This window comes from Sphingobacterium ginsenosidimutans (assembly GCF_039536865.1).
GTDB lineage: Bacteria > Bacteroidota > Bacteroidia > Sphingobacteriales > Sphingobacteriaceae > Sphingobacterium > Sphingobacterium detergens.
This window is the reverse complement of sequence record NZ_BAAAZK010000007.1, coordinates 47,551-70,249: the sequence shown is the minus strand read 5'-3', so window position 1 is coordinate 70,249 and position 22,699 is coordinate 47,551. Positions and strand designations below refer to the sequence as shown.

The 22,699-nt window shown below is 40.1% G+C and carries 22 protein-coding genes; 16 read left to right on the top strand and 6 right to left on the bottom strand.

Features of this window, described 5'->3' with window-relative positions; genetic code table 11:
• The first annotated feature begins 39 nt into the window (after window positions 1-39).
• The 9 genes from ABFX33_RS12620 to ABFX33_RS12580 all read left to right on the top strand — a co-directional run bounded on the left by ABFX33_RS12620 (window position 40) and on the right by ABFX33_RS12580 (window position 10,280).
• Complete coding sequence (locus ABFX33_RS12620) at window positions 40-909, top strand: hypothetical protein (protein WP_346086316.1); 870 nt, start codon at window positions 40-42, stop codon at window positions 907-909.
• 54 nt (window positions 910-963) lie between these two features.
• A complete protein-coding gene (locus ABFX33_RS12615; RefSeq protein WP_346086315.1) occupies window positions 964-3,339 on the top strand; it encodes a hypothetical protein in 2,376 nt (791 codons plus the stop codon).
• Window positions 3,340-4,060: 721 nt separating this feature from the next.
• A complete protein-coding gene (locus ABFX33_RS12610) occupies window positions 4,061-4,903 on the top strand; it encodes a DUF3347 domain-containing protein (protein ID WP_346086314.1) in 843 nt (280 codons plus the stop codon).
• Between the two features lie 288 nt (window positions 4,904-5,191).
• A complete protein-coding gene (locus tag ABFX33_RS12605) occupies window positions 5,192-6,124 on the top strand; it encodes a TIGR01777 family oxidoreductase (RefSeq protein WP_346086313.1) in 933 nt (310 codons plus the stop codon).
• Between the two features lie 58 nt (window positions 6,125-6,182).
• The gene (locus ABFX33_RS12600) at window positions 6,183-7,043 is read left to right on the top strand and encodes a fumarylacetoacetate hydrolase family protein (protein ID WP_257089919.1); all 861 of its coding nucleotides are present in this window, start codon (window positions 6,183-6,185) and stop codon (window positions 7,041-7,043) included.
• Between the two features lie 166 nt (window positions 7,044-7,209).
• Entirely contained in the window at window positions 7,210-8,229 is a 1,020-nt protein-coding gene (locus ABFX33_RS12595) for a methionine ABC transporter ATP-binding protein (protein ID WP_346086312.1), read from the top strand.
• Window positions 8,222-8,875 carry a methionine ABC transporter permease MetI gene (metI, locus tag ABFX33_RS12590; RefSeq protein WP_346086311.1) on the top strand — a complete coding sequence of 218 codons (654 nt, stop codon included), beginning with the start codon at window positions 8,222-8,224 and terminating at the stop codon, window positions 8,873-8,875. Before ABFX33_RS12595 ends, metI begins: the two co-directional genes overlap by 8 nt.
• Before the next feature lie 200 nt (window positions 8,876-9,075).
• The gene (metQ, locus tag ABFX33_RS12585) at window positions 9,076-9,888 is read left to right on the top strand and encodes a methionine ABC transporter substrate-binding lipoprotein MetQ (RefSeq protein WP_120259248.1); all 813 of its coding nucleotides are present in this window, start codon (window positions 9,076-9,078) and stop codon (window positions 9,886-9,888) included.
• A gap of 11 nt (window positions 9,889-9,899) precedes the next feature.
• Window positions 9,900-10,280, top strand: a complete 381-nt coding sequence (locus ABFX33_RS12580) for a YchJ family protein (RefSeq protein WP_257089916.1) — start codon at window positions 9,900-9,902, stop codon at window positions 10,278-10,280.
• A gap of 81 nt (window positions 10,281-10,361) precedes the next feature.
• Here ABFX33_RS12580 and ABFX33_RS12575 read toward each other — a convergent pair whose 3' ends face one another.
• Together ABFX33_RS12575 and ABFX33_RS12570 are read right to left on the bottom strand one after the other, a co-directional pair.
• The gene (locus ABFX33_RS12575; protein WP_346086310.1) at window positions 10,362-11,798 is read right to left on the bottom strand and encodes a dicarboxylate/amino acid:cation symporter; all 1,437 of its coding nucleotides are present in this window, start codon (window positions 11,796-11,798) and stop codon (window positions 10,362-10,364) included.
• A 175-nt stretch (window positions 11,799-11,973) separates the two neighbouring features.
• Window positions 11,974-12,324 carry a 4Fe-4S dicluster domain-containing protein gene (locus tag ABFX33_RS12570; protein ID WP_046672889.1) on the bottom strand — a complete coding sequence of 117 codons (351 nt, stop codon included), beginning with the start codon at window positions 12,322-12,324 and terminating at the stop codon, window positions 11,974-11,976.
• 157 nt (window positions 12,325-12,481) lie between these two features.
• Between ABFX33_RS12570 and ABFX33_RS12565 the strand changes: the two genes are divergently transcribed.
• The 6 genes from ABFX33_RS12565 (at window position 12,482) to ABFX33_RS12540 (ending at window position 17,216) form a co-directional block, all read left to right on the top strand.
• Entirely contained in the window at window positions 12,482-13,495 is a 1,014-nt protein-coding gene (locus ABFX33_RS12565; protein ID WP_257089913.1) for an acyl-CoA reductase, read from the top strand.
• A 55-nt stretch (window positions 13,496-13,550) separates the two neighbouring features.
• Window positions 13,551-13,754 (top strand): fructose-6-phosphate aldolase, encoded by a 204-nt coding sequence (locus ABFX33_RS12560; protein ID WP_120258058.1) that lies wholly within the window; start codon window positions 13,551-13,553, stop codon window positions 13,752-13,754.
• Between the two features lie 5 nt (window positions 13,755-13,759).
• Window positions 13,760-14,440, top strand: coding sequence for a cell division ATP-binding protein FtsE (locus tag ABFX33_RS12555; RefSeq protein ID WP_346086309.1), 681 nt, complete (start codon window positions 13,760-13,762; stop codon window positions 14,438-14,440).
• A 158-nt stretch (window positions 14,441-14,598) separates the two neighbouring features.
• Window positions 14,599-15,147 (top strand): nucleotide exchange factor GrpE, encoded by a 549-nt coding sequence (locus ABFX33_RS12550; protein ID WP_120258060.1) that lies wholly within the window; start codon window positions 14,599-14,601, stop codon window positions 15,145-15,147.
• A gap of 10 nt (window positions 15,148-15,157) precedes the next feature.
• The gene (dnaJ, locus tag ABFX33_RS12545) at window positions 15,158-16,315 is read left to right on the top strand and encodes a molecular chaperone DnaJ (RefSeq protein WP_120258061.1); all 1,158 of its coding nucleotides are present in this window, start codon (window positions 15,158-15,160) and stop codon (window positions 16,313-16,315) included.
• A gap of 313 nt (window positions 16,316-16,628) precedes the next feature.
• Window positions 16,629-17,216 (top strand): porin family protein, encoded by a 588-nt coding sequence (locus tag ABFX33_RS12540; RefSeq protein ID WP_120258062.1) that lies wholly within the window; start codon window positions 16,629-16,631, stop codon window positions 17,214-17,216.
• A 57-nt stretch (window positions 17,217-17,273) separates the two neighbouring features.
• Here ABFX33_RS12540 and ABFX33_RS12535 read toward each other — a convergent pair whose 3' ends face one another.
• On the bottom strand, window positions 17,274-18,047 hold the full coding sequence (locus tag ABFX33_RS12535; RefSeq protein WP_257089912.1) for a C40 family peptidase: 774 nt from the start codon (window positions 18,045-18,047) through the stop codon (window positions 17,274-17,276).
• A 74-nt stretch (window positions 18,048-18,121) separates the two neighbouring features.
• Between ABFX33_RS12535 and ABFX33_RS12530 the strand changes: the two genes are divergently transcribed.
• Window positions 18,122-18,595: a universal stress protein gene (locus tag ABFX33_RS12530; protein ID WP_120258064.1), complete on the top strand. Its 474-nt coding sequence runs from the start codon at window positions 18,122-18,124 to the stop codon at window positions 18,593-18,595.
• A gap of 91 nt (window positions 18,596-18,686) precedes the next feature.
• Here the strand turns inward: ABFX33_RS12530 and ABFX33_RS12525 are convergent, their stop codons facing one another.
• The 3 genes from ABFX33_RS12525 to guaA are packed head-to-tail and all read right to left on the bottom strand — an operon-like array spanning window position 18,687 to window position 22,660.
• Window positions 18,687-19,862 carry an RsmB/NOP family class I SAM-dependent RNA methyltransferase gene (locus ABFX33_RS12525; protein WP_346086308.1) on the bottom strand — a complete coding sequence of 392 codons (1,176 nt, stop codon included), beginning with the start codon at window positions 19,860-19,862 and terminating at the stop codon, window positions 18,687-18,689.
• Between the two features lie 7 nt (window positions 19,863-19,869).
• Entirely contained in the window at window positions 19,870-21,153 is a 1,284-nt protein-coding gene (locus ABFX33_RS12520) for an ABC transporter substrate-binding protein (protein WP_346086307.1), read from the bottom strand.
• Window positions 21,110-22,660: a glutamine-hydrolyzing GMP synthase gene (gene guaA / locus ABFX33_RS12515; protein WP_257089907.1), complete on the bottom strand. Its 1,551-nt coding sequence runs from the start codon at window positions 22,658-22,660 to the stop codon at window positions 21,110-21,112. Before guaA ends, ABFX33_RS12520 begins: the two co-directional genes overlap by 44 nt.
• Between the last annotated feature and the right edge of the window lie 39 nt (window positions 22,661-22,699).

The window sequence follows — 22,699 nt, the reverse complement described above, 5'->3', positions numbered from 1 at the left end:
CTAAATTCTACTATTTTTGCAATAGTGAACAGAATAAAAATGAAAACGGCAAGTTTTGCGATACTATGTTTAGGTCTATTTCCCATGCTATTAAAAGCACAGGACGGCATCACATTTGAAGATGATTTTAACTTATGGAATATCGAAAAAGGACAAACAGCTTCCATTTTTGTTGAAAAGGCCTACATACGCTCTGGGCCGGGACTCAACACGAAAGTGGTAGACTCACTGACACTTGGCAAAAATATCACCATTGCCAGTGCCCCTTTTAAAGGTAATACCATCAAAAATTTTTATGCTCCATGGTATCAGATCAGCTATCATAGCGATGGTCAGCTTAAACAGGGTTTCATCTGGCTCGGGTTATTGGCGCTCGGTAAGCAGACCAACAATGACGGCCTCCAGTATTTATTCGGCTTTGAACGTTTCATCAAACAACAAAATGAGGGACAACAGGACCACTATTTAACCACAGTTAAATTATTGGATGCACATGATTCATTAATCACCAGTCAATCTTACCCATTTGTATTCTCTGGTCAGCTAAGCTCACAAAGTAAGTTGCTACCAGCTATGGGACTAAATAACGTAAAGCAAATCTTACGCATGGAATTTTTATCCGGTGCCTGCGGAGTTCCCACCGAGTATAATTACATGGCCTGGACTGGTCAGAAATTGATCAACCTCCCCAATAGGTACTCCGTTAGTGATGCTGGCGTCTTTTATTACGATGAAAAAATCCTATTTCCCTCAGAACACAAAAGAAATAACCAATTGATCTATAAATACATCGAAGAAGGTGAAGCGAAAGATGATAGCACCCTTGACCCCGACTATCGCATTTTGAAAAGAGAAGAATATTTTCAATGGGATGGTGATAAGTTCGTAAAACTTACCCTATCGAAATAACTTTTCAATAAAATTTAACATATTAGTAAAAACAACAAAAGAAATAAGCAAATAATGGAAGAGAAAAATATTTACGATTTGTTCTACAGTGGTGACCTTGATCTGTTTATTATAGAAGGTGAAAATCAATTAAAGCAAAACGACCAGGATGTCCCACTCTGGACACATCTCGCGGTTGCCTATCATGACCAAGTATTTTACGATGGACACGAAGCTATTTTTGATATCATACAGGAGAAGATGATCCCCTACCTCCAAAAAGCACTCCAGGTAGAGCCAGAAAATGAAACAACGCTCTATCACATGCTCAATTACGTCTTAGGCAACCAAGCTAGCTTAGCGCAGATCAATCGTCCAAGAAAACACATCGACGAGAACAACAAAGACCAATTTATCGGTTACGCAAAAAAGTTGATCGAAATACCTAAAATGGCTCCCTATGGCTACGGCTTCCTTGCAGATATTTATGAGAGCCTTCAGGATGATACCGCCCTATTAGCTTTATTGGATGAGGGGATCGGTTATTTCAATGAAACTTTTAAGGACGATCGCGAAGCTGCCGATCAAAATTTCTCCATATTCTGGATAAAAAAAATATACCTTCTAGACCGCAGCAAACAGATTTCAGGTGCAGCGCTAACGGCTTTAATAGGAGAGCAATTTGATCGTTTTGTCACTGGTAGTGAAATGCAATATGTGGACCTTGCAGAGATCGCTTATGAAAACAAAGATATAGATCTGGCCTTAAAAGCATTATTAAAACTTATTAAGGGCGATAATTCAGCGGCCCATATCCATAAGGAACTGGTCAAATGGCATGGTCGCTTTGAAGAGCTTATTGCCGACGGTTATGAAAATCCTGAGGTGTTCTATTACCAGCTTATCATTGAACGCAATTATTCAGAAGATATTGGGATACCGCTAGACTATTATTATCTACACGCACTAAAACTGATTGACGAATATCCCGACTTATACGTCGGCTATCATTTTGCTGCCGCATACCTTTATGACGATGGACAACATCAAGCAGCCTTACCTTACCTCTATCAGTTGGGCGAAAGACATTGGAATGCAACATCTTGGCGCCGTCTTGTCGAATGTACGTACTTAGTAAAAGGCGAAGTATATACACAGGTTCCAACGTTCGATGACTTACCACGTGATCTCTATAATGAAGCGATTCACTTGTCTGACTTTGTCGATGAATTAGATACCCTGTCAGCTGAAGATACACTGGCGCTGAGACAGCTTTACCTTGCTGTTTACCGCCAAGCCTATGATGCCTTTGCAGCTTATTTCGAACAGGGAAAATATGAAAGTGATTATTTCGGTGGAAACCACAATCGTGCAATGAATTGCAATAACCTGGCAATTGCATTAAAGAATGTGGATCTCCTCGAAGAGAGTTATCAAGTCGCAACTGAAGGGCTAAACTACTCAGACTTTGAAGAACTACATCAGACACGAACAGACGCATTGTCGAAATTGGAGGATTATGACCGTTTAAAAGACGCCCTCGTACTATATTTCGACACTTACCAAGTCACTTTGAGCGACCTTGATGAAATGCGTAATGAGCTAATGGAAGATCAATCTACTGAGGATGAATCAGATCTGGTATTCCCAAGTTGCTATCAAATGTTTGTGTATCAGCTTGAAGTAAATTATCATCTGGGACTTTCTTCTGATATACAGGGAGAAGCACAATATCTTCTGGAGCACATCTATCAGTTCTACATCAATCACCCTACGCTAAACGACTATCATTATAGGGATTTTGAGGCCGCTAAAAATGGAGTGGAGGGTATTATTTATGATATCCTTGAGCCTAACGATCGTGATTACCGTATCCAGTATTATTCAGATATGGCACAGCAATATCCGCATGAAGCACAACCGCAGTATATCCTCATGCAGCTTTACAATGAGATATCCGACTATAGCGCTATCGTTGCTGCAGCACAAACTTACCTCAAAAATAAAAAGGAATTTATCATCGATGACTTTGACAAAGCAAAGACTTTATATCTGATTATCAAAGGGCACTATTTTCTCTCCGAATTTAGATCGGGTGCAGAAGTATTTCAACGTCATGATGCTTGGGTTGCCACCGTCATGGATCCCGAAGATTATGTACTTTGGTTAAAATTCGGAATCATGTTGCTTGCTGAACAGGAAAACCTGGCCGAAATCAATCGCAATGTAATGGTCTTTAACGGCATCTATGCACAAAATGAATGGGGCTATGATGACGACTGTGAATCCATAAAGTTGGCTGAAGCACTTGTTAATTACAAAACGGGGAACCTAAAAAAAGCACACAGTTTACTCAATGAAGTACTGGCTTATTCAGACCATAGTGCACTGGCAGACGAATATAAAAAGACCTGGAAGAAACCGGGTTTCTTATCAAACTTTAAGTTCTAACGAATTCCTCGCCCAACTTAAATAATAAAAGAAGCGTAGTAAACCATTTGATCTGTTTACTACGCTTCTATGTAATATACCCCTCTCATTCCTACCCAGATTCTCCGCCCATAACATGCGTTTTCCATACTGCAGCCACGAGCACTGCAAAGTCCGCACCTGGAATAAGAAACAGCCATCTCGATGGCGGATTTAATACTTATTCAAAAAAAGCTATATTTGAACTGTGGTGGTACTAAAATATCTCATCGGACTAATTCTTTTTCTTGGCTTATGGGCCAAGCCGACTGCGGTATTTTCCTGCCATCAAAGCAAGGCAGAAACCTGTCCTATAGACAGTCGGGATCATGCAAGCAAAAAACTTGATTGCTGCCAAAAAGCGAAGAAAAAGCAGTTATGTCAGCACCACAAACAATGCCGGGATTGTAGTTGTCATTGCGCCTCAGCGACAAGTATATTAGCGATCTCTACTCCTCCCGTTCAGCTGCCAAAAATTTCCTTTTCAATCTTTAAAAGATTATATAGCAGTCTATTGTCCGTCTATCTTTCAGATGGTTATTTTTACCCTTGGGTTCCCCCTAAAATAGCCTAGATAACACAGAGAATGCTTTTTTGGAAAAGTAAATCTCCTTATTAATTTAAAGAACCTGCCCTATCCCGATCAACGAAAACAGATCGCATTCCGCAGGGATCCATACACGTATTACAACATTCAGAACACATGAGACTTCTCAATAATATCATAACAGCCTGCCTTTTAGCTACCAGCATATACAGCTATGCACAGGATAATACGATGACAACCCAAACCGTCAAAATAAGCGGCAATTGTGGGATGTGTAAAAAAACAATAGAAAAAGCTGGAAACTCCGCGGACTCCAAAGTAGTTTGGAACGAGGATAACCAGACAGCAAATGTCTCCTTTAATGCCGAAAAAACCTCGCTGGATGCCATTTTGAAAAAGGTTGCATTGGCGGGTTATGACAATGAAAAATACCTGGCTCCGGCAACGACTTATGCCGACCTGCATGGCTGTTGTCAATATGACAGAACCTTAAGTGCTCCTCCCGCCAACCCTGAAAATACTCCTGAAAGCAAAGAAGAAAACATAGGATCCTCATCTGTCGCTAAGTCAGGCAACTTCCAGCCGATTTATGACCAGTATTTCCAATTAAAAGATGCACTGGTTGCCTCAGATCATAAGACAGTAGCGACAGGTGCTGCAAAACTTGCAGGCCTCCTGACGACGTTAAAATCGTCTGACTTAACTCCTGCCGAGCAACAAGCATGGAAAGCACAGGCAAACAGCATAACACAGCACAGCAAGGCGCTCCAGGAGGCGAATGATCTTGCAAAACAACGCGTGGCATTTGTATCGCTCTCCGAAGAGGTCTATAAGCTGGCAAAAAACTCCAAACCTGCACTGCCAGTTTATCAACAAAAATGCCCCATGTTTAACGGTGGCAAAGGAGCAACTTGGTTGAGCCTCAATAAGGACGTCAAAAATCCATACTATGGCGCCCAGATGCTAACATGTGGAAGTACAATCCAAACGATACAATAAAAGAGACCAATATCTCGAAGAGATCGGTTTCCATACCAAAAGGTTCGTCCGCAACGCAGACGGACCTTTTTTATGACCTCTCCCATTTGGCCACTCTATCTTGACAGGGAAATATCAATTACCAACGAAATCCTTCAAAACTGTTTTTTTTTGAAAGATAAACCTTAAATTATCCCTTCATTTATTGATTCAAAATAGTATATTAGGAGGAGCATCAGGCTAACCATACAAAAGATAATTAGGGAGAATAATAAAGATATCGAGATCAAATAAGTTGAGATTTAACCCATGGAAAAAGTAATCATTACAGGAGGAACAGGTGCCATTGGCCTTCATTTGACCAAATTACTGGTCGCCAACTTCTATGAAGTAATCATCTTCACACGGGATCCGAAGGCCTATCCTCCACAAGCTAACGTTCGATATGTTCATTGGAACCCCAGAAAACAAGTTATTGATATAAAGTCGATACAGGAAGCGGATTATATCATCAATCTAGCAGGCGCCCATCTCAATGGATCACGTTGGACCAAGGCTTATCAACAAGAAATTATATCGAGCAGAGTGGAAAGTGGACAACTGCTTTATCAGACATTAAAACAGGTCCCAAACCAAGTAAAAGCCGTTATATCAGCATCAGCAACCGGCTGGTATGGCGCCGATGACAGTTATCATAAAAAACCCTTTGAAGAGGGAGATCCCCAAGGTGGTGATTTTTTATCCTGGGTCTGTAAGCTTTGGGAAGACAGCGTAAAGCCTATTGAAACCTTAGGGAAAAGACTCGTTGTCTTCCGATTTGGTGTAGTGATCAGTAAAGACCAGGGATTATTGAAAGAAGTCAACCAACTGTTACGTTTTCGGGTCAACCCTATCCTGGGCTCAGGTAAACAGATGTTAAGTTGGATCCACATGGAAGACCTCACCCGAATGCTGCTATTTGCTATACAAAACAATGCCCTTGTTGGTGTATACAATGCCTGTTCCTCTGATCCGATGCCGCTTGGTCAATTCACCAGACGCATTGCAAGGCGGCGGTACGGAATATGCTACATACCTTTTCCTGCTCCTGCATTCTTGATTAAGCTGTTTCTTGGAAAAAAAGGTCAGGAAATGATACTCAATGGCACATGGGTGAGTAATAAAAAGATACTTCAGGAAAAATTCCCCTTTAAATACCCGACTTTGGACAATAATTGTATAGATAATTTACACATCGGTTAACTGTTAATTCGCCTTAATTTCGACCCTTTTTGGGACAAAATCCGTATATTTGCGGCTTATGAAGATTTTTAGATATGGCGCAAAGGGCTCCGAAAAGGCGGGAGTCATTTTAAATGAAAAGAAATATGATGTTTCAGAAGGAAATTTTCAATATAACCGTGATTTCTTTGCAAATACGGCAAATTTGGAGAAACTTCAAGTATATGTAGAACAGAATCGTGAAAGTCTAAAAGAGATCGCTGCAGATGAACGTATCGGCACTCCTTTGGAGGCTCCTTCCAAAATTCTCTGTGTTGGACTCAACTTCGACGATCACGTTAAGGAAACCAAATTGCAGCAAGCAGCAGAACCTATTGTTTTCATGAAATCTGTTTCGGCATTTAACGGTCCTTTCGATGGTATTACACTACCTAAAAACTCCGTGAAATCCGATTGGGAAACAGAACTTGCTATCGTTATAGGTAAGAAAGCTTCCTATGTTAGTGAAGAAGAAGCCTTGGATTATGTTTTTGGCTATGTGCTGCATAACGATGTTACTGAACGGGAGTTTCAGATCGAAAGAGGCGGCACCTGGGACAAAGGTAAAGGTTGTGATACATTCGCTCCTATTGGTCCTTTTATCGCCACAAAAGATGAAATTCAAGATGTCGATAATATGAGAATTTGGCTTAAATTAAATGGCGACTTGATGCAAGATGGCAACACAAGCGATTTTATTTATCGTGTTCCAAAGCTTATATCGTATTTAAGTCAGTTCATGTCCCTACTTCCGGGTGACATCATCTCAACAGGCTCACCAGCCGGTTCGGGTATGGGAAAATCCCCACAACGCTTCCTTCGCGATGGCGATATTATTGAATATGGTATCGAAGGACTTGGATCTGGGAAACAAGTGATATCTGCTCACTCCCTATCCTAACATCCTGCTGCTATAGACCGATCTTTCCTGTTTTTATTTTTTGTCCGGAAAGATCGGTTTACGGCTATTTTTTTCGTCATTTCATTGTAATTTATCAACCGCATTTGTGTACATTTATATCGGCATCCACTTTGTTAACATAAATGCATAAATCCCTATAGGGTCAATGATTCAACTAAACAACATATCTAAATCATTCGAGGTTAAATCCAAACGAATAGATGCATTGAAGAGTCTCTCCCTATCCATTGCCAAGGGAGAAATATTTGGCGTCATAGGGGCTTCAGGTGCCGGCAAAAGCACATTGATTCGTTGTGTCAATCTCTTGGAAAGACCGGACACAGGTCAAGTCATTATTGAGAATGAGGATCTGATGTCGATGTCTTCCAAAGATTTAATGATGAAACGAAGAAATATCGGAATGATCTTCCAACATTTCAATCTCTTGTCATCACTAACAGTCTCTGAGAACATATCTTTTCCATTACAACTGGAACGTAAATCAAAGGCATTTATCCGTCAAAAAGTTTCAGAGCTGCTAAGCCTGGTTGGACTGGAAGATAAAGCGGAGAGTTATCCGGCAAATCTATCCGGAGGACAGAAACAACGGGTCGCTATAGCTCGTGCACTGGCAAATGCCCCCCATATTCTACTCTGTGACGAGGCTACCAGCGCCCTGGATCCTGCAACAACAAAATCCATCCTCACCTTATTAAAAAAAATCAATAAGCAACTTGGACTGACCATCTTATTGATTACCCATGAAATGGATGTGATCAAAAGAATATGTGATCAAGTCGCAGTACTGGATCAGGGAATTTTAATTGAGAGCGGTTCTGTTGAAACCATTTTCGCAAATCCGCAGCAGGAAACTACCAAAAACTTTATCCAATCTTCTTTGCAGGTCGATATTCCCTTAGGTTTTCAGGAGCGGTTAAAAGACAGGGGCAATCCACTTGTCGAGATTTACATGACCTCCAGTGAAGATTCTATTCCGTTTATACAACATTTGGAACGCCAATATCAGGTTAAAACAAATATTATTACCGCACAGATCGATTACATTGGCGAAATGAAGTTTGGCGTTATATTAGCCGAATTGTCAGGTGATACCGACAACATAACGGCGAGTCTCTCCTATTTAAAAGAACAGCATCCGCAAACTAAAATATTAGGTTATGTCTGATCAAGTACTAGATTTACTATTATCAGGAACACTCGAAACATTAATGATGACTTTCCTGTCAGGTTTCTTTGGTTTTGTGCTCGGACTTCCGCTTGGAATCTACCTATTCTTGACCAGAAAACATCAGTTGTTGGAAAACAAAACCATGCACCAGATTGTTTCCTTGCTAGTGAACGTGTTCAGATCTATTCCATTCATTATTCTCATTGTATGGATGATTCCATTTACACGTCAGCTCGTAGGAACATCCATTGGTATGTCAGCAGCATTGGTCCCTTTAAGCATTGGCGCAGCTCCTTTTATTGCACGATTGGTAGAGAACAGCTTATTGGAAATCCCCCATGGATTAATTGAAGCTGCCAGAGCCATGGGCGCAAGTACACAGCAGGTGGTCTTTAAAGTGTTGCTTCCGGAGGCATTACCCTCACTGGTAAACAATGTGACAATAACGTTAATTACACTTGTAGGTTATTCGGCTATGGGTGGCGCTGTTGGGGCCGGCGGACTGGGACAGATTGGCTACCAATACGGCTATGTTGGTTATGATACCTTCATCATGAATGCTGTCCTTATTTTATTAATTTTAATTGTATTCCTGTTGCAATATACAGGCGATTACATAGCTAAAAAAGTAAACCATCGTTAACATTAATTGTATCATATGAAACCATCTTGATTTATTCGATCATACTGTAGAGTGAATAACCGAACAAAGCGAACTCATGAATCCCGCTTAAAACATACACTCGATGATTAAATCTGATAGCTTCATCACAACTGAAACCGCCGAAGGCAGCATGAATGCCTTAAAGGGAAAATTGATTAATGAATAAACAAATTAAACAGATGAAAAAATTGAACTATGCATTTGCAATTCTAGCCTTTAGTCTGACGACTATTGTAGCTTGTAACAACAGGGAAAAGAAAGAAAACACCCTTAAAGTTGGTGTGGTGACAGGTCCTGAAAAGGAACTTGCGGAGACGGCTAAGAAAGTTGCAAAAGAAAAGTTCAATCTAGATGTGGAACTGGTTGCCTTCAATGATTACGTCGTCCCCAATGAAGCCCTGAATCAAGGTGATATCGATGTCAATGTATTCCAGCATCAACCCTATCTTCAGGAACAATCCAAACAACGCGGTTTCACCAAACTGACCATTGTGGGAAATACATTTGTATTCCCGATTGTTGCCTATTCCAAAAAGATCAAAACCATCACCGAACTTCAGCCCGGTGCGACTATCGCTATCCCAAATGACCCAACAAACGGCGGGCGTTCGTTATTACTTCTTCAGCGTGAGGGAATCATTGGTTTAAAGGAAAATGTTGGCATACAACCAAAAGTAACAGACATTGTAAGCAACCCAAAACAGGTTAAAATCATTGAAATGGAAGCCCCTCAGCTACCTCGTGTACTTGACGACCCTCAGGTTGTTGTTGCGATCATTAATAACAGCTTTGCCTCACAGGCCGGATTAGACCCCGAAAAACAAGGTTTATTTACAGAGGATAAAGAATCTCCTTATGTCAATTTAATTGTTGCTCGGGCAGATAATAAAAATGATGAAAAAGTACAGCAGTTTATACAATCCTATCAGTCACCTGAGGTAGAAGCAACAGCAAAGAAAGTATTTAAAAATGGTGCCATAAAAGGCTGGTAACCCAAAAAAGCATGATAGCAGCGACTCATTCATGCCCATGTGGCTCGGGTGCAACTTTTGGCGAATGCTGCCTACAAATTCACCATACCCATGCCAAGGCAACTACAGCCGAAGCGCTTATGCGAGCTCGTTACAGTGCTTTTGTTGTGGGAAACATTGACTTTTTGTACAACACATTCCACCCTACAACAAGAAGATTCCAAAATAAGAATGCTATTGAGCAATGGGCTAAAGAAAATAAATGGATGCAGTTAAGTATCCTGAAAGCTACCTTTTCAACCGTGGAATTTGAAGCCCATTATCTGGATGCAACAATGGAGGTACAGATCCATTACGAAAAATCGACATTTAAACAGCAAGGTAACCTTTGGTACTATGTAGATGGCCGATAAATTTCTGGCTTCAGTCTCCAAAAAAAGCTGCTCCAATACATTACGTATTGGAGCAGCTTTTTTATAAGGTGATTGGCTGTATTAAACCAATTCTTCTGTATCTTCTCGGTAAGGTGCTTCTTCATCAAACTCACCCTCCCATTTGGCGACAACAACTGTTGCAAGACAGTTACCAACAACGTTGACAGAGGTGCGCGCCATGTCCATCAATTCGTCAATACCCAAAATAGCAGCGATAACGAAGGTTGGCAGACCGAACTGATCAGCTGTTGCTATTAGGATAATTAATGAAGCACGTGGCACTGCTGCCACCCCCTTAGAGGTAATCATTAATGTGAAAGCAATCATGAGCTGCTGTCCAAACGTCAAGTGAATACCAGCTGCCTGCGCAACAAAAATTGCAGCTAATGATAAATAAAGGGATGTTCCGTCTAGATTGAAGCTATAACCAGTGGGGATAACAAATGAAACGATCTTACGCGGCACGCCAAATTTCTCCATTGCGCTCATGGCTTTAGGTAAAGCAGCATCCGAACTTGTCGTTGCAAAAGCAATAGAAACCGGCTCTTTGATAGCGTTGATAAAACGTTTGACAGGAATCTTTAAATAAAGTGCAACAGGAAGCAACACCAACGTCAAAAAGCAAAACAAGGCAAAATACAACGTTGCCAACAGCATAAATAAGTTTTTCAAAATATCAACACCGAGATGCCCCACGGTGTATGCCATTGCTGCTCCTACCCCAACCGGAGCAAAATACATGATAATGTTCGTAAACTTAAACATCGTCTCAGACATACTCTCGGTAAAATCTACCAGTGGCTTCCGCTTCTTCTCATCGACCATCGCTAGGCCAATTCCGAATAACACCGAAAATACAACAATTTGTAATACCTGATTGTCAGCAACTGACTTTACAATATTCTCAGGAAAAAGATCACGGACGAATGCAGTGAATTTATAAACTGGATGTACATTATCCGGAAGGGATTTCAATACATGCTCGTCCAAACTTTCTTTAGGCACTGGCAGCTCTTCATGTGGCATATGGGCAACGTCTACACCTACCCCTGCCTTAGTCAGATTGATTGCACCTAAACCAATAAAAATAGCACAGGTAGTGGCACAAAAGAAATACAGCATGGACTTCCAGGCCATACGTCCTACTTGTTTCAAGTCAGAGTGGCCTGCGATACCATAGACAAGCGTTGCAAAAAGAATAGGCCCAACAATGGTCTTTACCAATTTGATGAAACCTTTACTCAGTGGTTGCAGGGAAATTGCCAGATTGGGAAAATCCAGTCCAACAAAAATGCCCAGGATCATACAGGTTAAAATCCATGTGGTCAAATTTTTCTTATAAAGCGCATTTACAACCAAAACGGTGGCAACTATCCAACGGACAGCCATTAGAAATTCATGCGAAAAGCCCACAACTTTAAATTCGTACAATACTGCAATGATACAAGCTAATGTAACTGTGATGAGGGTGATTAACCCTATTTTGGTTTTTAACATTTAAAAGATTTTAATGGTCAAAAGAACAAAAATAAAAAAATACTATGCTTTTGCAAATATTATTATTTAAATAGCCCAACTTTCGCAACAAAATACCGATTTTAACAAAAGCTATCGTACAAAAAAAAGCAGGATAATTTCTTACCCTGCTCTATATTTTAACGGAATAAAAAAATTATTCCGCGTGTAACCAAGCTTTTTTCGCTAGTAGTTCATCGTTGGATTCACGTACATCTTCGTCATCCACACAACAATCTACCGGACAAACGGCAGCACATTGTGGTTCATCATGAAAACCTACACATTCTGTACATTTATCCGAAACAATATAATAAACTTCATTTGAGATCGCTTCCTGTGATTCATTCGCGTCAAGCGTAACGCCATCGCCAAAATCAATAACACCGTCCAAAGCCGTCCCATCTGAGAATTTCCAAGTTACACCAGCATCGTATATTGCATTATTTGGGCATTCCGGTTCGCAAGCACCACAGTTAATGCATTCGTCTGTAATTTTAATCGCCATTTATAACCTCACAATTATGATAAATAAACTATTTTTGCATTATCAATATGAAAACAAAGTCTGATTGTACAATAAGGCTAGTTGATTCACGTTGATTAATGTTAACAGCACAAATATAACACAAATTTGTGTATTCATCTTTTAAAAATTTAATATTTTGACAAAGCAACAACGAATAAATGCGTTTGTAAAACTGGGTGAACTGTTGAAAAAGCAGCCTGAAGATCTTACTCAGATCATTCAACTGGCGCAACATAAAAACCCTTGGTATACCGTAAAAAATGTTGAAAGTGCCCTTCTTGCAATCTCATCGAACTTAACACAAGAGCGGCTTAATCATTGGCTGCAAGCCTATCCAGATAGCGAGTCAGCTAAAACCGTAGGTTTAATTCTCGCTGGAAATATTCCACTTGTTGGTTTTCATGATATCCTTTGTGTCCTAATCAGTGGATTTAAAGCGAAAATTAAAGTATCCTCAGATGATGCCGGTTTAACGACTTGTGTACTCAATAGCTTAAAACAAATCGAACCCGCTTTTGAAGCAGCTTTTGAAATTGTTGATAAACTCAAAGACTTCGACTTGGTCATTGCCACTGGCTCAAACAATACAGCCCGTTATTTTGACTATTATTTTGGTTCTAAACCCCACATTATCCGGAGGAATAGAAATAGTGTTGCTGTCATTACAGGACAGGAATCTCCAGCACAACTGGAGGCCTTAGGTCACGATATCTTTGATTACTTCGGTCTCGGCTGTCGCTCGGTTTCCAAACTTTTCATTCCAAAAGATTATGCCGTAGCACATTTTTTCGAAGGAATAGCAGGTTTTAAAGATGTATCCGAACACTATAAATACAATAATAATTACGACTATAATAAATCGATCTATCTGATCAACGGAGACAAGCATTTTGATAATGGATTTCTTTTGCTCAAACAGGACCAACGTGCAGCCTCTCCACTATCCGTGGTTTATTACGAGGAGTACAACCGTCTTAAAGATGTCGAAAACGAGCTGAATCAGCAAGCTGAAAATATTCAGTGTGTTGTCTCCGAAGTCCAGTTGAACATACAGTCGCCAGTCTTTCATTTTGGTGAAAGTCAATGTCCGGCCCTGGATGATTATGCAGATGGCATAAATACGCTGGACTTTTTATTTGCAAACCAGTAAGCTTCCGTTAAATTCATAGTAAAGAAATTGCATTAAAAATACTAACTTTGAAATCATGTATATCATTAAAGTAAAAGGTGTCGCCAAAATTCCCGACTATGTTCAGCTGCGAGATGATGCCTTCACCTTGTTGGCATATTTTAGAGTGGATCGACCTGACAAATCCCTTGACAAAATCGGATTGGGAGAAAAGACGGAATATATCATGCAATTGGTAAGAGAAATGCCTTTTGGTCAAATTAAAAAATTAGAGTTTTAACGCCCATGATTGAAAATAAAGTAATTACATTAAAGAACGTTGATATCTTCCAACAGAAACATTTAGTATTATCCAATGTCAATTTAAACATCGGGAAGGGAGAATTTCTCTATCTTATCGGACAGTCTGGCAGCGGAAAAAGTAGTTTATTAAAAATCATCTATGGCGATTTATATATCGGTAATGGTGAGGGAATGATCGCTGGATTTGACCTCAAGAAACTTCACGAAAATGATGTTCCTTATTTACGCCGGAAATTGGGAATTGTTTTTCAGGATTTTCATTTGCTATCCGACAGAACGATCGAGAAGAACCTCGAGTTTGCGTTAAAGGCGACGGGCTGGAAAGATAAAAAAATGATTGATGGACGTATTCTGGACGTGTTGGAAAAAGTTGGACTTCGTTCTAAATTAAAGAAAATGCCCCATGAGCTTTCCGGTGGTGAGCAACAGCGGATTGTTATTGCCCGTGCCCTACTGAATAACCCAGAGATTATTCTTGCGGATGAGCCTACCGGAAACTTGGATCCTGCCACCTCCGAGGAAATTGTCCTATTGTTGCGCGATATCGCCAATTCTGGAACAGCAATTTTAATGGCTACTCACGATTATACAATTATTCGCAATATGCCTTCCCGGATTATCAAAACTGGCGACGGCATTCTGCAGGATAATGTCAGCATCTAAACGAAAAACTGACAAGTAAAAAGACATTTTTGCAAATTCCGACAAATTGTTAGGCTTTTTTATTAAAATCTGACAAGCTGTCGGAATTTTATTGTTTGGCAAAAACTTTGAGAAAAGAAGATATAGAAAATTTTTGAATCTATTTTAGCATTGAAGATATGAATGAGCAAGATAATTATTATGATGAGAGTCAAGATCAAGTAGAAACTAATTCTTCTGATCAACAAGAGCAGCCTTCGGATAATCAGGTAGAATTGTCTACTGAAGAGAAGTTGGCAGCTGAATTGGCAGAGGCGAAGGATAAATACATTCGTCTTTCTGCTGAATTTGACAATTATAGAAAACGTACAAGCAAAGAACGTGTTGAATTGATTCAATCCGCAGGAAAAGATGTGATCAGTAAATTATTACCTACGTTAGATGATTTTGACCGTGCATTAAATGCGATGGAAACAGCTACAGACGTAGAATCCGTTAAAACAGGGATGGATATTGTCAACAACAAATTAAGACAAACCCTGTCTCAATTGGGATTAAAAGAAATGGAAACTGCCGGCCAGGCATTTGACCCTGAATTACAGGAAGCTATTACATCTATTCCGGCACCTACAGCAGATTTAAAAAACAAAGTAGTGGACGTAATCGAAAAGGGATACTATTTGGGTGACAAAGTGATTCGTCACGCTAAAGTAGTTATAGGTCAATAATATTAAGACGATGTCAAAAAGAGATTATTACGATATACTTGGTGTCGCGCGTTCAGCGGACGAGAAGGAGATTAAATCATCCTATCGCAAATTAGCGATTAAATATCACCCGGACAAAAACCCCGGTGATCATGAAGCGGAGGAAAAATTTAAGGAGGCTGCTGAGGCATACGATATCTTGAGCAATCCACAAAAACGTCAACGCTATGACCAATTTGGCCATGCTGGTAATTCAGCTAGTGGTGGCTACGGCGGTGGTGGTGGCATGAATATGGATGACATATTTAGCCAGTTTGGTGATATCTTTGGTGGCGGACACCCCTTCGAAAGTTTCTTCGGTGGTGGTGGCGGAGGTCAACGTGGTGGCCGTCGCGTAGCACGTGGAAGCAACTTGCGTATTAAAGTTAAATTAACTCTTGAAGAAATCGCTAAAGGTGTTGAGAAAAAAGTCAAGGTCAACAAACAAGTTTCCTGTCATAGCTGTGATGGCTCAGGAGCGAAAGACAAATCTTCTTTCCATACCTGTAAAACCTGTGGTGGATCAGGATCAGTACGCAGAGTAACAAATACCATCCTGGGCCAAATGCAAACCACCAGCACCTGCCCTACCTGTAATGGTGAAGGTGTTGAAATTACCGCAAAATGTACAACCTGTAGAGGTGAAGGATTAGAGCGTGGTGAAGAAACAATCGCAATCAATATCCCCGCCGGCGTAAGCGAAGGAATGCAACTCTCTATGAGCGGCAAAGGAAATGCAGCTCCACGTGGCGGTATACCAGGGGATCTGATTATATTAATCGAAGAAGTTCCACACGAAAGCTTAAAACGTGACGGCCTTAATGTGATCTATGATCTGTACATTAATTTTGTCGATGCCACATTAGGTACAAGCGTAGAAGTTCCGACAATTGATGGAAAAGCTAAAATAAAAATCGAACCTGGAACACAAGGTGGTAAAATATTACGTCTGAAAGGAAAAGGTATTCCTGAAGTCAATTCTTACCATAAAGGTGATCAGCTTGTCTACGTGAATATCTGGACTCCAAAAGCGGTATCCAACGAAGAAAAAGAACTATTGAATAAACTCAAAGAATCACCAAACTTTAAACCACAACCTGGTAAAAGTGAAAAATCATTCTTTGAACGTATAAAAGAATATTTCGAATAAATTCGGATTAACCCGATGTCAAAAAGAGCCATTGATCCAATTGATCAATGGCTCTTTTTTTGCTTTCTTACATCAAACTGACAAATAATAACAAAAAGTCAATACAATATAGGCATTTAAAAAATGAAAGGCCTATCGGTCAAAAAATAGCAAAATTTAAACAATTGAACCACTATCAATTACGAGTTTGACAAAATATCTAGACAATCCAGTGACAATAAAATAAAATAACTTTCCGACATTTGACTAACAAATTAAAAAAGTCAGGAAGTAATTGCTGGCTTATTAGAACAAACTATTAAAATAAAAACACATGAAAAAAGTTTTACTTACATTAGCTGCCATTGCAGGTTTAACAATCGCAGCAAACGCACAAACTGAAAAAGGTAAAATCATGGTTGGTGGTCAAGTTGGCTTCCAAACTTCTAAAGTTAAAGATACTGACTTCAAAAATAATTCATTCTCCATCAACCCCACTGTTGGTTACTTCGTTAGCGACAACTGGGCAGTAGGTACTGGTGTTGGTTACGATTGGAGTAAAAATGAAACGAACAAAGACAACAGCACAAAAACAGATGCTTTCCAAGTATCTCCATTCGTTAGAAAATATACCGCTGAAGGACCAGTGAGATTTTTCGCTCAATTGTCAGTTCCAATGGCATGGGGAAAAACAACCGTGGAATCAAATAACGTTGAGACAAAAAACAAATTTGAAAGATACGGTGTTGAATTGGCTCCAGGTTTGGCGTACTTTCCTACGAGCAAAATCGGTATCGAACTAAAAGTTAGAGGTTTATACTACAACTACAACAAAGACAAAACTAACGATATTACAACAAACACATTCGGTTTGAACGTAAACTCTTTAGCGCCGACTTTAGGCGTGCAATTCCACTTCTAGTCAGTAGTTAATAACAAAAAAGGCTATAAGTATGAATACTTATAGCCTTTTTTATGGCTAGCGATAACGCTTCACAATACGTAGTTTATGCGAATATTTATTCAATTCCCGATTAAAGATCCCTTCATTATCCATTCGATCAATACGCACTTTAGCTGAAGCATGAATAATGGTATCCCTATCCAACATGATACCCACATGTGTAATGCGTCCATCCGCGTTGTCAAAATAAGCTAAATCTCCCGTCTTAATTTCCGAAATAAAATCAACAGTCTCCCCGATTTCCGCCTGCTGATATGCATCTCTTGGCAGGTTGATCCCAAAGCAACTATAAATCAGTTGAGAAAAACCTGAGCAGTCTATTCCCCATTGCGAGCGTCCACCCCACAAGTAGGGTGTATTCTTATAACTCATGGCGAGTTCAGCAACCTCAGTCTCAAAATCAGATCTGGAAAAGGGATTGACATGGCCTTGGTAAGCTAGATCCAGCTCACCTAAAGTAAACCTATTAGCCTTATCCATATAAAGTTTTGTGCCGTGGCATAGATGAAGTTGATTCTCATCATTAAAAAGCAATCCGCCTTCCCTTCCGACCAAACTTGGCGTTCCTGCAAAATAGTGCTCAATTTCTTCTGGATCAACGACTATAAACTGACCATTCTGGATCCAGCCCTCATAGTTTGTTTCCAACATCCTTATCGCTGTCCAGTCAGTCTCAACTTCCATAATTTCAAATAATTCACCAAATAACACCTGAGAAACCATCTCGCTCCGATGTGCCTGCTCCGAACGCAAAGGAACCAAAGCAAGTGTACAAATGCCATATTTCATAGGCCAAATAAAAACAAAATTGTCAAATCTATGATTATATATTATAAAACGAAGATAAATTAATTATAGTAGATATGGAGAATACAAATTTAAAATTCAAAAGAATACTCGTTGCAGTCGATGATGCTCCATGTTCTGAGAAAGCCATTCTATATGCTAGAGAAATGGCTCAGGTATTTGGTGCCTCTGTTGCCCTTGTCACTGTTATTCCCCCGACCTCCCCAACAAATTTCGGAGCAGATCCACTATTGGGTCAGCAGCCTATTATTGTGCCGGAAGTATCCGAAATGGAGCAGGAAAATGCGCAAAAATATCTTGAAAAATTAAGTCGGGAATTTACCGATTACGGTGAAGTATATCTTTTCAACCGAATTGGGTCCATCAAAGAAGAAATTCTTGCAGCCTCCCATGAATGGTCGGCAGACCTGATCATTATGGGATCAAATGGGAGAACCGGATTTGATCATTTCATTTCGGGTTCCGTATCTGAATCTGTGATTCGCAAAGCAACCTGTCCAGTATTGGTCATACCAAGCAAATGTGATTAATGGATATGCGATGATGAAATAGCTGGCACTAAAATAAAGCGCCTATTCTTTTTCTAAGAATAGGCGCTTCTATATTTTTAGGCCAATCTGGCTATTTTTTGATCAACCGAGCAACAAACATGCTATCTGCTCTTTCTGTATAACCATCCAGACAACGCATACTTTCCAGTTCAAATCCCAAATTGTTTAAGATATAGTCCACAACATCCTCGTTCTCCGCTTTAAATACAGAGCATGTAATATAAACCAGCGGCTTACCTACTTTCACATATCCCGCAACATGGCTAGCGATAGTTTTCTGCAATGCACTAAATTCTTCAATCTTAGCCGTTTTAAATTCCCGGATCATCTCTGGTGTACGTCCCCAGGTACCCGAGCCTGTACAAGGTGCATCCAATAGTACCCCATCAAATTTCTCGTTCCCCAATATTGGATAAGGGTCTTTTGTCAGATCCAATATTTTCTTACGGTAATGTTTAATACCAGCATGATCAAATCGCTCATCCAGGTTACGAAGGATACTCATGCGAAGATCAGATACCAATAAATTAACAGAAGGGCATACATCCATTAATAAAAGAGATTTACCTCCCGATGCAGCACAAGCATCCCACCAGGATTCTCTATCCTCGGGTTTCATAAATTCAAGCGTACGCTGTGAGGATAAATCTTGTACTTCAATCAGTCCTTCCAATGTTGAAAAGCGCTGTAAAGAGGTACCATTGGCCAAAGAGATGGTCTGATCACTCAATTCACTATAAGGAATCTGATTTTCGTCCAAAATTGCGCGAACGATCTTAGTCTTACCTCGTTTTACCCGAATATACAGATGAGGCTGAACCAGTTGGCTCTTCAAAAATAGTTTGGTATCAATCTGAGGCGAGAAATAGGCTGTGAAAGGAAATAGGTCCTCACGTTTTAGCAGTCCTTCAGATTCAAGAAAAGCAATCTTCTTATCTAAAGATAGGCCCAGCTTATCACTATAAGCAGGTTCAAGTAGATTGACCAAAGGGCTCTCGTTTTCACATAAAAACTCCGCAAGCATCAATCGTCGTTGCTGTGACAACTGTGAAGCTGCTAGCCCCAAGCGGAAATAGTTATAACACAGACGGGAAGTGGACCGACGATCCGAAGACCCCATCTGTTTATTCTCCTTAAAAAAAGTTGTTAAATACCGCGAAAACGGTTGATCTCCTTCGAAACCATCCATCGCCCGCTCAAAATTACGTATTTGTTGGTAAACACGTTTCTCACTGAATTCAGCCATTCAAAGATTATTTTCTTTCAAATTTCTTGTTGTGATAAACCATGATCCCCAAAGCTCTATTGGCATACCCCCACTTCGGATAGAACTCAAACCTATAATCGCTATTGAGTCCAGAGAATTTCTCCTGAGTCATATGGCTTACATAATCAACACCGTATTTATGAAGTAGACGGCCAAAATAAACTGCTGCATCATAACCCTTATAAGAAAACTCAGAAGGATCTACTTTATACAGTGATTTGTAATTTGATATGAACTTTTTCGTATCACCATCGGAATCACTAGCTAAGCTCGAAGAAGTAACCGTCAAACTATAAAAATCCATGTTTTCAAAATTTTCAAAAGAAAGTTTTGAAAGATTTGGATGACCATACAACTTAAATTGGTTGCCAGAACTCAAAAAACGCTCATCCATAGCATCCAACAATCCTTTTACCAAGTTCTTATTAGCGGTTCCGGATACAACATGATTTGTTCCAGTCTGCACGAGACTATTATTGAGCTCATTAACGCTCATAACCGTTTTTACTTTTGCTTGTGTATTCGCTTTTGTGACCTCGCTGGCAAAATTGACCAGGAATTGTTTGCTTTCATCATCTCCGGCATCATAGATCAAGATCTGATCTCCATTATAATACTGATCAGCGACATATTTCGCCATTGTTTCGGAATGCGTCCGTATCGATGGTGTCATGGACACCAAGTTAGGAACACTAAATTCCGAAGCCATGGTAGCTGCTAATGGAGACACCTGGAGAACATTTTTATTCGCAAAGGTCTGTGCAAAACTTCTGATTTCCCGTGGGTAAACGGGACCAACAACAAGTACAGCATCTTTTACCGTTGCTGCTGTCCCCAAAGACGCGTTATAAGCTACATTATCGCGCGAGTCGATGACCTGCAGATCAAACAGCATTCCATCTTTAGCAATCTTGTCTAGACCTGCTTGAAAACCTTGGTAAAAGTCCAATGCCAAAGCAGATCGCTCGACATCTTCAGTAGTCACCGTTTTAGCAATGCTATTTAGTTCAAACGGTAAAAGAAGTGCAATTTTATTGTTTTTAACCGAATGGCCGTTTACATTTTGCACATCGCCTACTTTGACAGCAGGCTTATCTTTCTCACTGTTTGGTTTGGTGACAGCAGTTTGCTGTTCGCCCCGACTAGAAGAGGGCGAACGCAATACCGTGCTCCTTTTGGTTGTACAGCTGGCAAGGCATAATGCCACGACTGCTGCAACCCATATTTTATTCCCACTCAATCGTAGCGGGTGGTTTTGAACTGATATCATATACAACTCTGTTTATTCCTTTCACATGGTTGATAATTTCATTTGAAATTTTTGCCAACAGGTCATATGGTAGATGTATCCAATCTGCAGTCATTCCATCAAGAGATCCTACAGCTCTTAAGCTCACAACATGCTCGTAAGTACGTTCGTCACCCATTACCCCTACCGAACGCACAGGTAAAAAGATTGTACCAGCTTGCCATACTTTATCATACCATCCTGATTCCTTCAAGTTACTGATAAAGATTGCATCTGCTTCCTGAACAATTCTTACTCTTTCGGCTGTAATATCACCTAAAATACGAATGGCCAAACCAGGACCTGGAAATGGATGTCTACCTAAAATCGCCTGATCTACCTCTAATGCCTTCCCAACTCTTCTGACTTCGTCTTTAAATAAAGTCTTTAATGGTTCAACAACTTTCAGTTTCATAAAATCAGGCAAACCGCCGACATTATGATGTGATTTTATTGTTGCGGAAGGTCCTTTAACCGAAACTGATTCTATGATATCGGGATAGATTGTACCTTGTCCCAACCATTTCGCTTCGATGCCCTCTGGCAATTCTTTTTGAATTTCCTTCGCAGCTTCGTCAAACACATCAATAAAGGAATTACCAATGATCTTACGTTTTTCCTCAGGTTCAGAAACCCCTGCCAAGCGACCATAGAATAGGTCTTTTGCGTTAATTCCCTTAATATTTAAACCCATATTTTTGTAAGAATCCAATACTTGCTCATATTCATCTTTACGAAGCAAACCATGATCCACAAAAATACAATGTAATTTTTGTCCAATTGCATGGTGTAACAATACTGCGGCAACAGTAGAATCCACACCTCCAGATAAAGCCATGATCACATGGTCATTACCCAACTGCTCTTTCAGTGATGCTACAGTAGTCTCCACAAATGCATCTGGAGTCCAGTCTTGCACACAACCACAGATACCAACAACAAAGTTTTTTAACAAGATAGCACCATCTGTACTATGTGTTACCTCTGGGTGAAACTGTATACCAAAAGTACGTGTTCCTTTAACCTGATATGCTGCAACACGCACTTTGTCTGTGCTAGCAATGATATCAAAATTTGCCGGCACCTCTTTGATCGTATCACCATGCGACATCCATACCTGAGACTGCACAGGTACACCTGCCAATAATTCATTTTCACTATTGACAAATTGCAGATTTGCACGACCATACTCACGGATTTCAGATGGTAATACATCTCCGCCCGATTGTTGAGCGATGTATTGTGCTCCATAACAAACTCCTAAAAGTGGAAAACGCTTCTGAATAGCGACAAAATCAATTTGAGGTGCATCCTCTTGTCGAACGGAAAAGGGACTTCCTGAGAATATAACACCTTTCACAGATTCGTCAAAATCTGGCAATTTATTAAACGGGTGTATCTCACAATACACATTTAGTTCTCTGACACGTCTTGCAATTAATTGCGTGTACTGAGACCCGAAGTCTAGAATGATAATTTTTTCTGGCATGCTGCAAAGGTAAGTATTACGAATGAATTATTAAATGTC

What these genes read in the sequence shown, in the direction of transcription:
- ABFX33_RS12620 (WP_346086316.1), top strand. Translation starts at nt 40, where the DNA reads ATGAAAACGGCAAGTTTTGCGATACTATGTTTAGGTCTATTTCCCATG.
- ABFX33_RS12615 (WP_346086315.1), top strand. Translation starts at nt 964, where the DNA reads ATGGAAGAGAAAAATATTTACGATTTGTTCTACAGTGGTGACCTTGAT.
- ABFX33_RS12610 (WP_346086314.1), top strand. Translation starts at nt 4,061, where the DNA reads ATGAGACTTCTCAATAATATCATAACAGCCTGCCTTTTAGCTACCAGC.
- ABFX33_RS12605 (WP_346086313.1), top strand. Translation starts at nt 5,192, where the DNA reads ATGGAAAAAGTAATCATTACAGGAGGAACAGGTGCCATTGGCCTTCAT.
- ABFX33_RS12600 (WP_257089919.1), top strand. Translation starts at nt 6,183, where the DNA reads ATGAAGATTTTTAGATATGGCGCAAAGGGCTCCGAAAAGGCGGGAGTC.
- ABFX33_RS12595 (WP_346086312.1), top strand. Translation starts at nt 7,210, where the DNA reads ATGATTCAACTAAACAACATATCTAAATCATTCGAGGTTAAATCCAAA.
- metI (WP_346086311.1), top strand. Translation starts at nt 8,222, where the DNA reads ATGTCTGATCAAGTACTAGATTTACTATTATCAGGAACACTCGAAACA.
- metQ (WP_120259248.1), top strand. Translation starts at nt 9,076, where the DNA reads ATGAAAAAATTGAACTATGCATTTGCAATTCTAGCCTTTAGTCTGACG.
- ABFX33_RS12580 (WP_257089916.1), top strand. Translation starts at nt 9,900, where the DNA reads ATGATAGCAGCGACTCATTCATGCCCATGTGGCTCGGGTGCAACTTTT.
- ABFX33_RS12575 (WP_346086310.1), bottom strand. Translation starts at nt 11,798, where the DNA reads ATGTTAAAAACCAAAATAGGGTTAATCACCCTCATCACAGTTACATTA.
- ABFX33_RS12570 (WP_046672889.1), bottom strand. Translation starts at nt 12,324, where the DNA reads ATGGCGATTAAAATTACAGACGAATGCATTAACTGTGGTGCTTGCGAA.
- ABFX33_RS12560 (WP_120258058.1), top strand. Translation starts at nt 13,551, where the DNA reads ATGTATATCATTAAAGTAAAAGGTGTCGCCAAAATTCCCGACTATGTT.
- ABFX33_RS12555 (WP_346086309.1), top strand. Translation starts at nt 13,760, where the DNA reads ATGATTGAAAATAAAGTAATTACATTAAAGAACGTTGATATCTTCCAA.
- ABFX33_RS12550 (WP_120258060.1), top strand. Translation starts at nt 14,599, where the DNA reads ATGAATGAGCAAGATAATTATTATGATGAGAGTCAAGATCAAGTAGAA.
- dnaJ (WP_120258061.1), top strand. Translation starts at nt 15,158, where the DNA reads ATGTCAAAAAGAGATTATTACGATATACTTGGTGTCGCGCGTTCAGCG.
- ABFX33_RS12540 (WP_120258062.1), top strand. Translation starts at nt 16,629, where the DNA reads ATGAAAAAAGTTTTACTTACATTAGCTGCCATTGCAGGTTTAACAATC.
- ABFX33_RS12535 (WP_257089912.1), bottom strand. Translation starts at nt 18,047, where the DNA reads ATGAAATATGGCATTTGTACACTTGCTTTGGTTCCTTTGCGTTCGGAG.
- ABFX33_RS12530 (WP_120258064.1), top strand. Translation starts at nt 18,122, where the DNA reads ATGGAGAATACAAATTTAAAATTCAAAAGAATACTCGTTGCAGTCGAT.
- ABFX33_RS12525 (WP_346086308.1), bottom strand. Translation starts at nt 19,862, where the DNA reads ATGGCTGAATTCAGTGAGAAACGTGTTTACCAACAAATACGTAATTTT.
- ABFX33_RS12520 (WP_346086307.1), bottom strand. Translation starts at nt 21,153, where the DNA reads ATGATATCAGTTCAAAACCACCCGCTACGATTGAGTGGGAATAAAATA.
- guaA (WP_257089907.1), bottom strand. Translation starts at nt 22,660, where the DNA reads ATGCCAGAAAAAATTATCATTCTAGACTTCGGGTCTCAGTACACGCAA.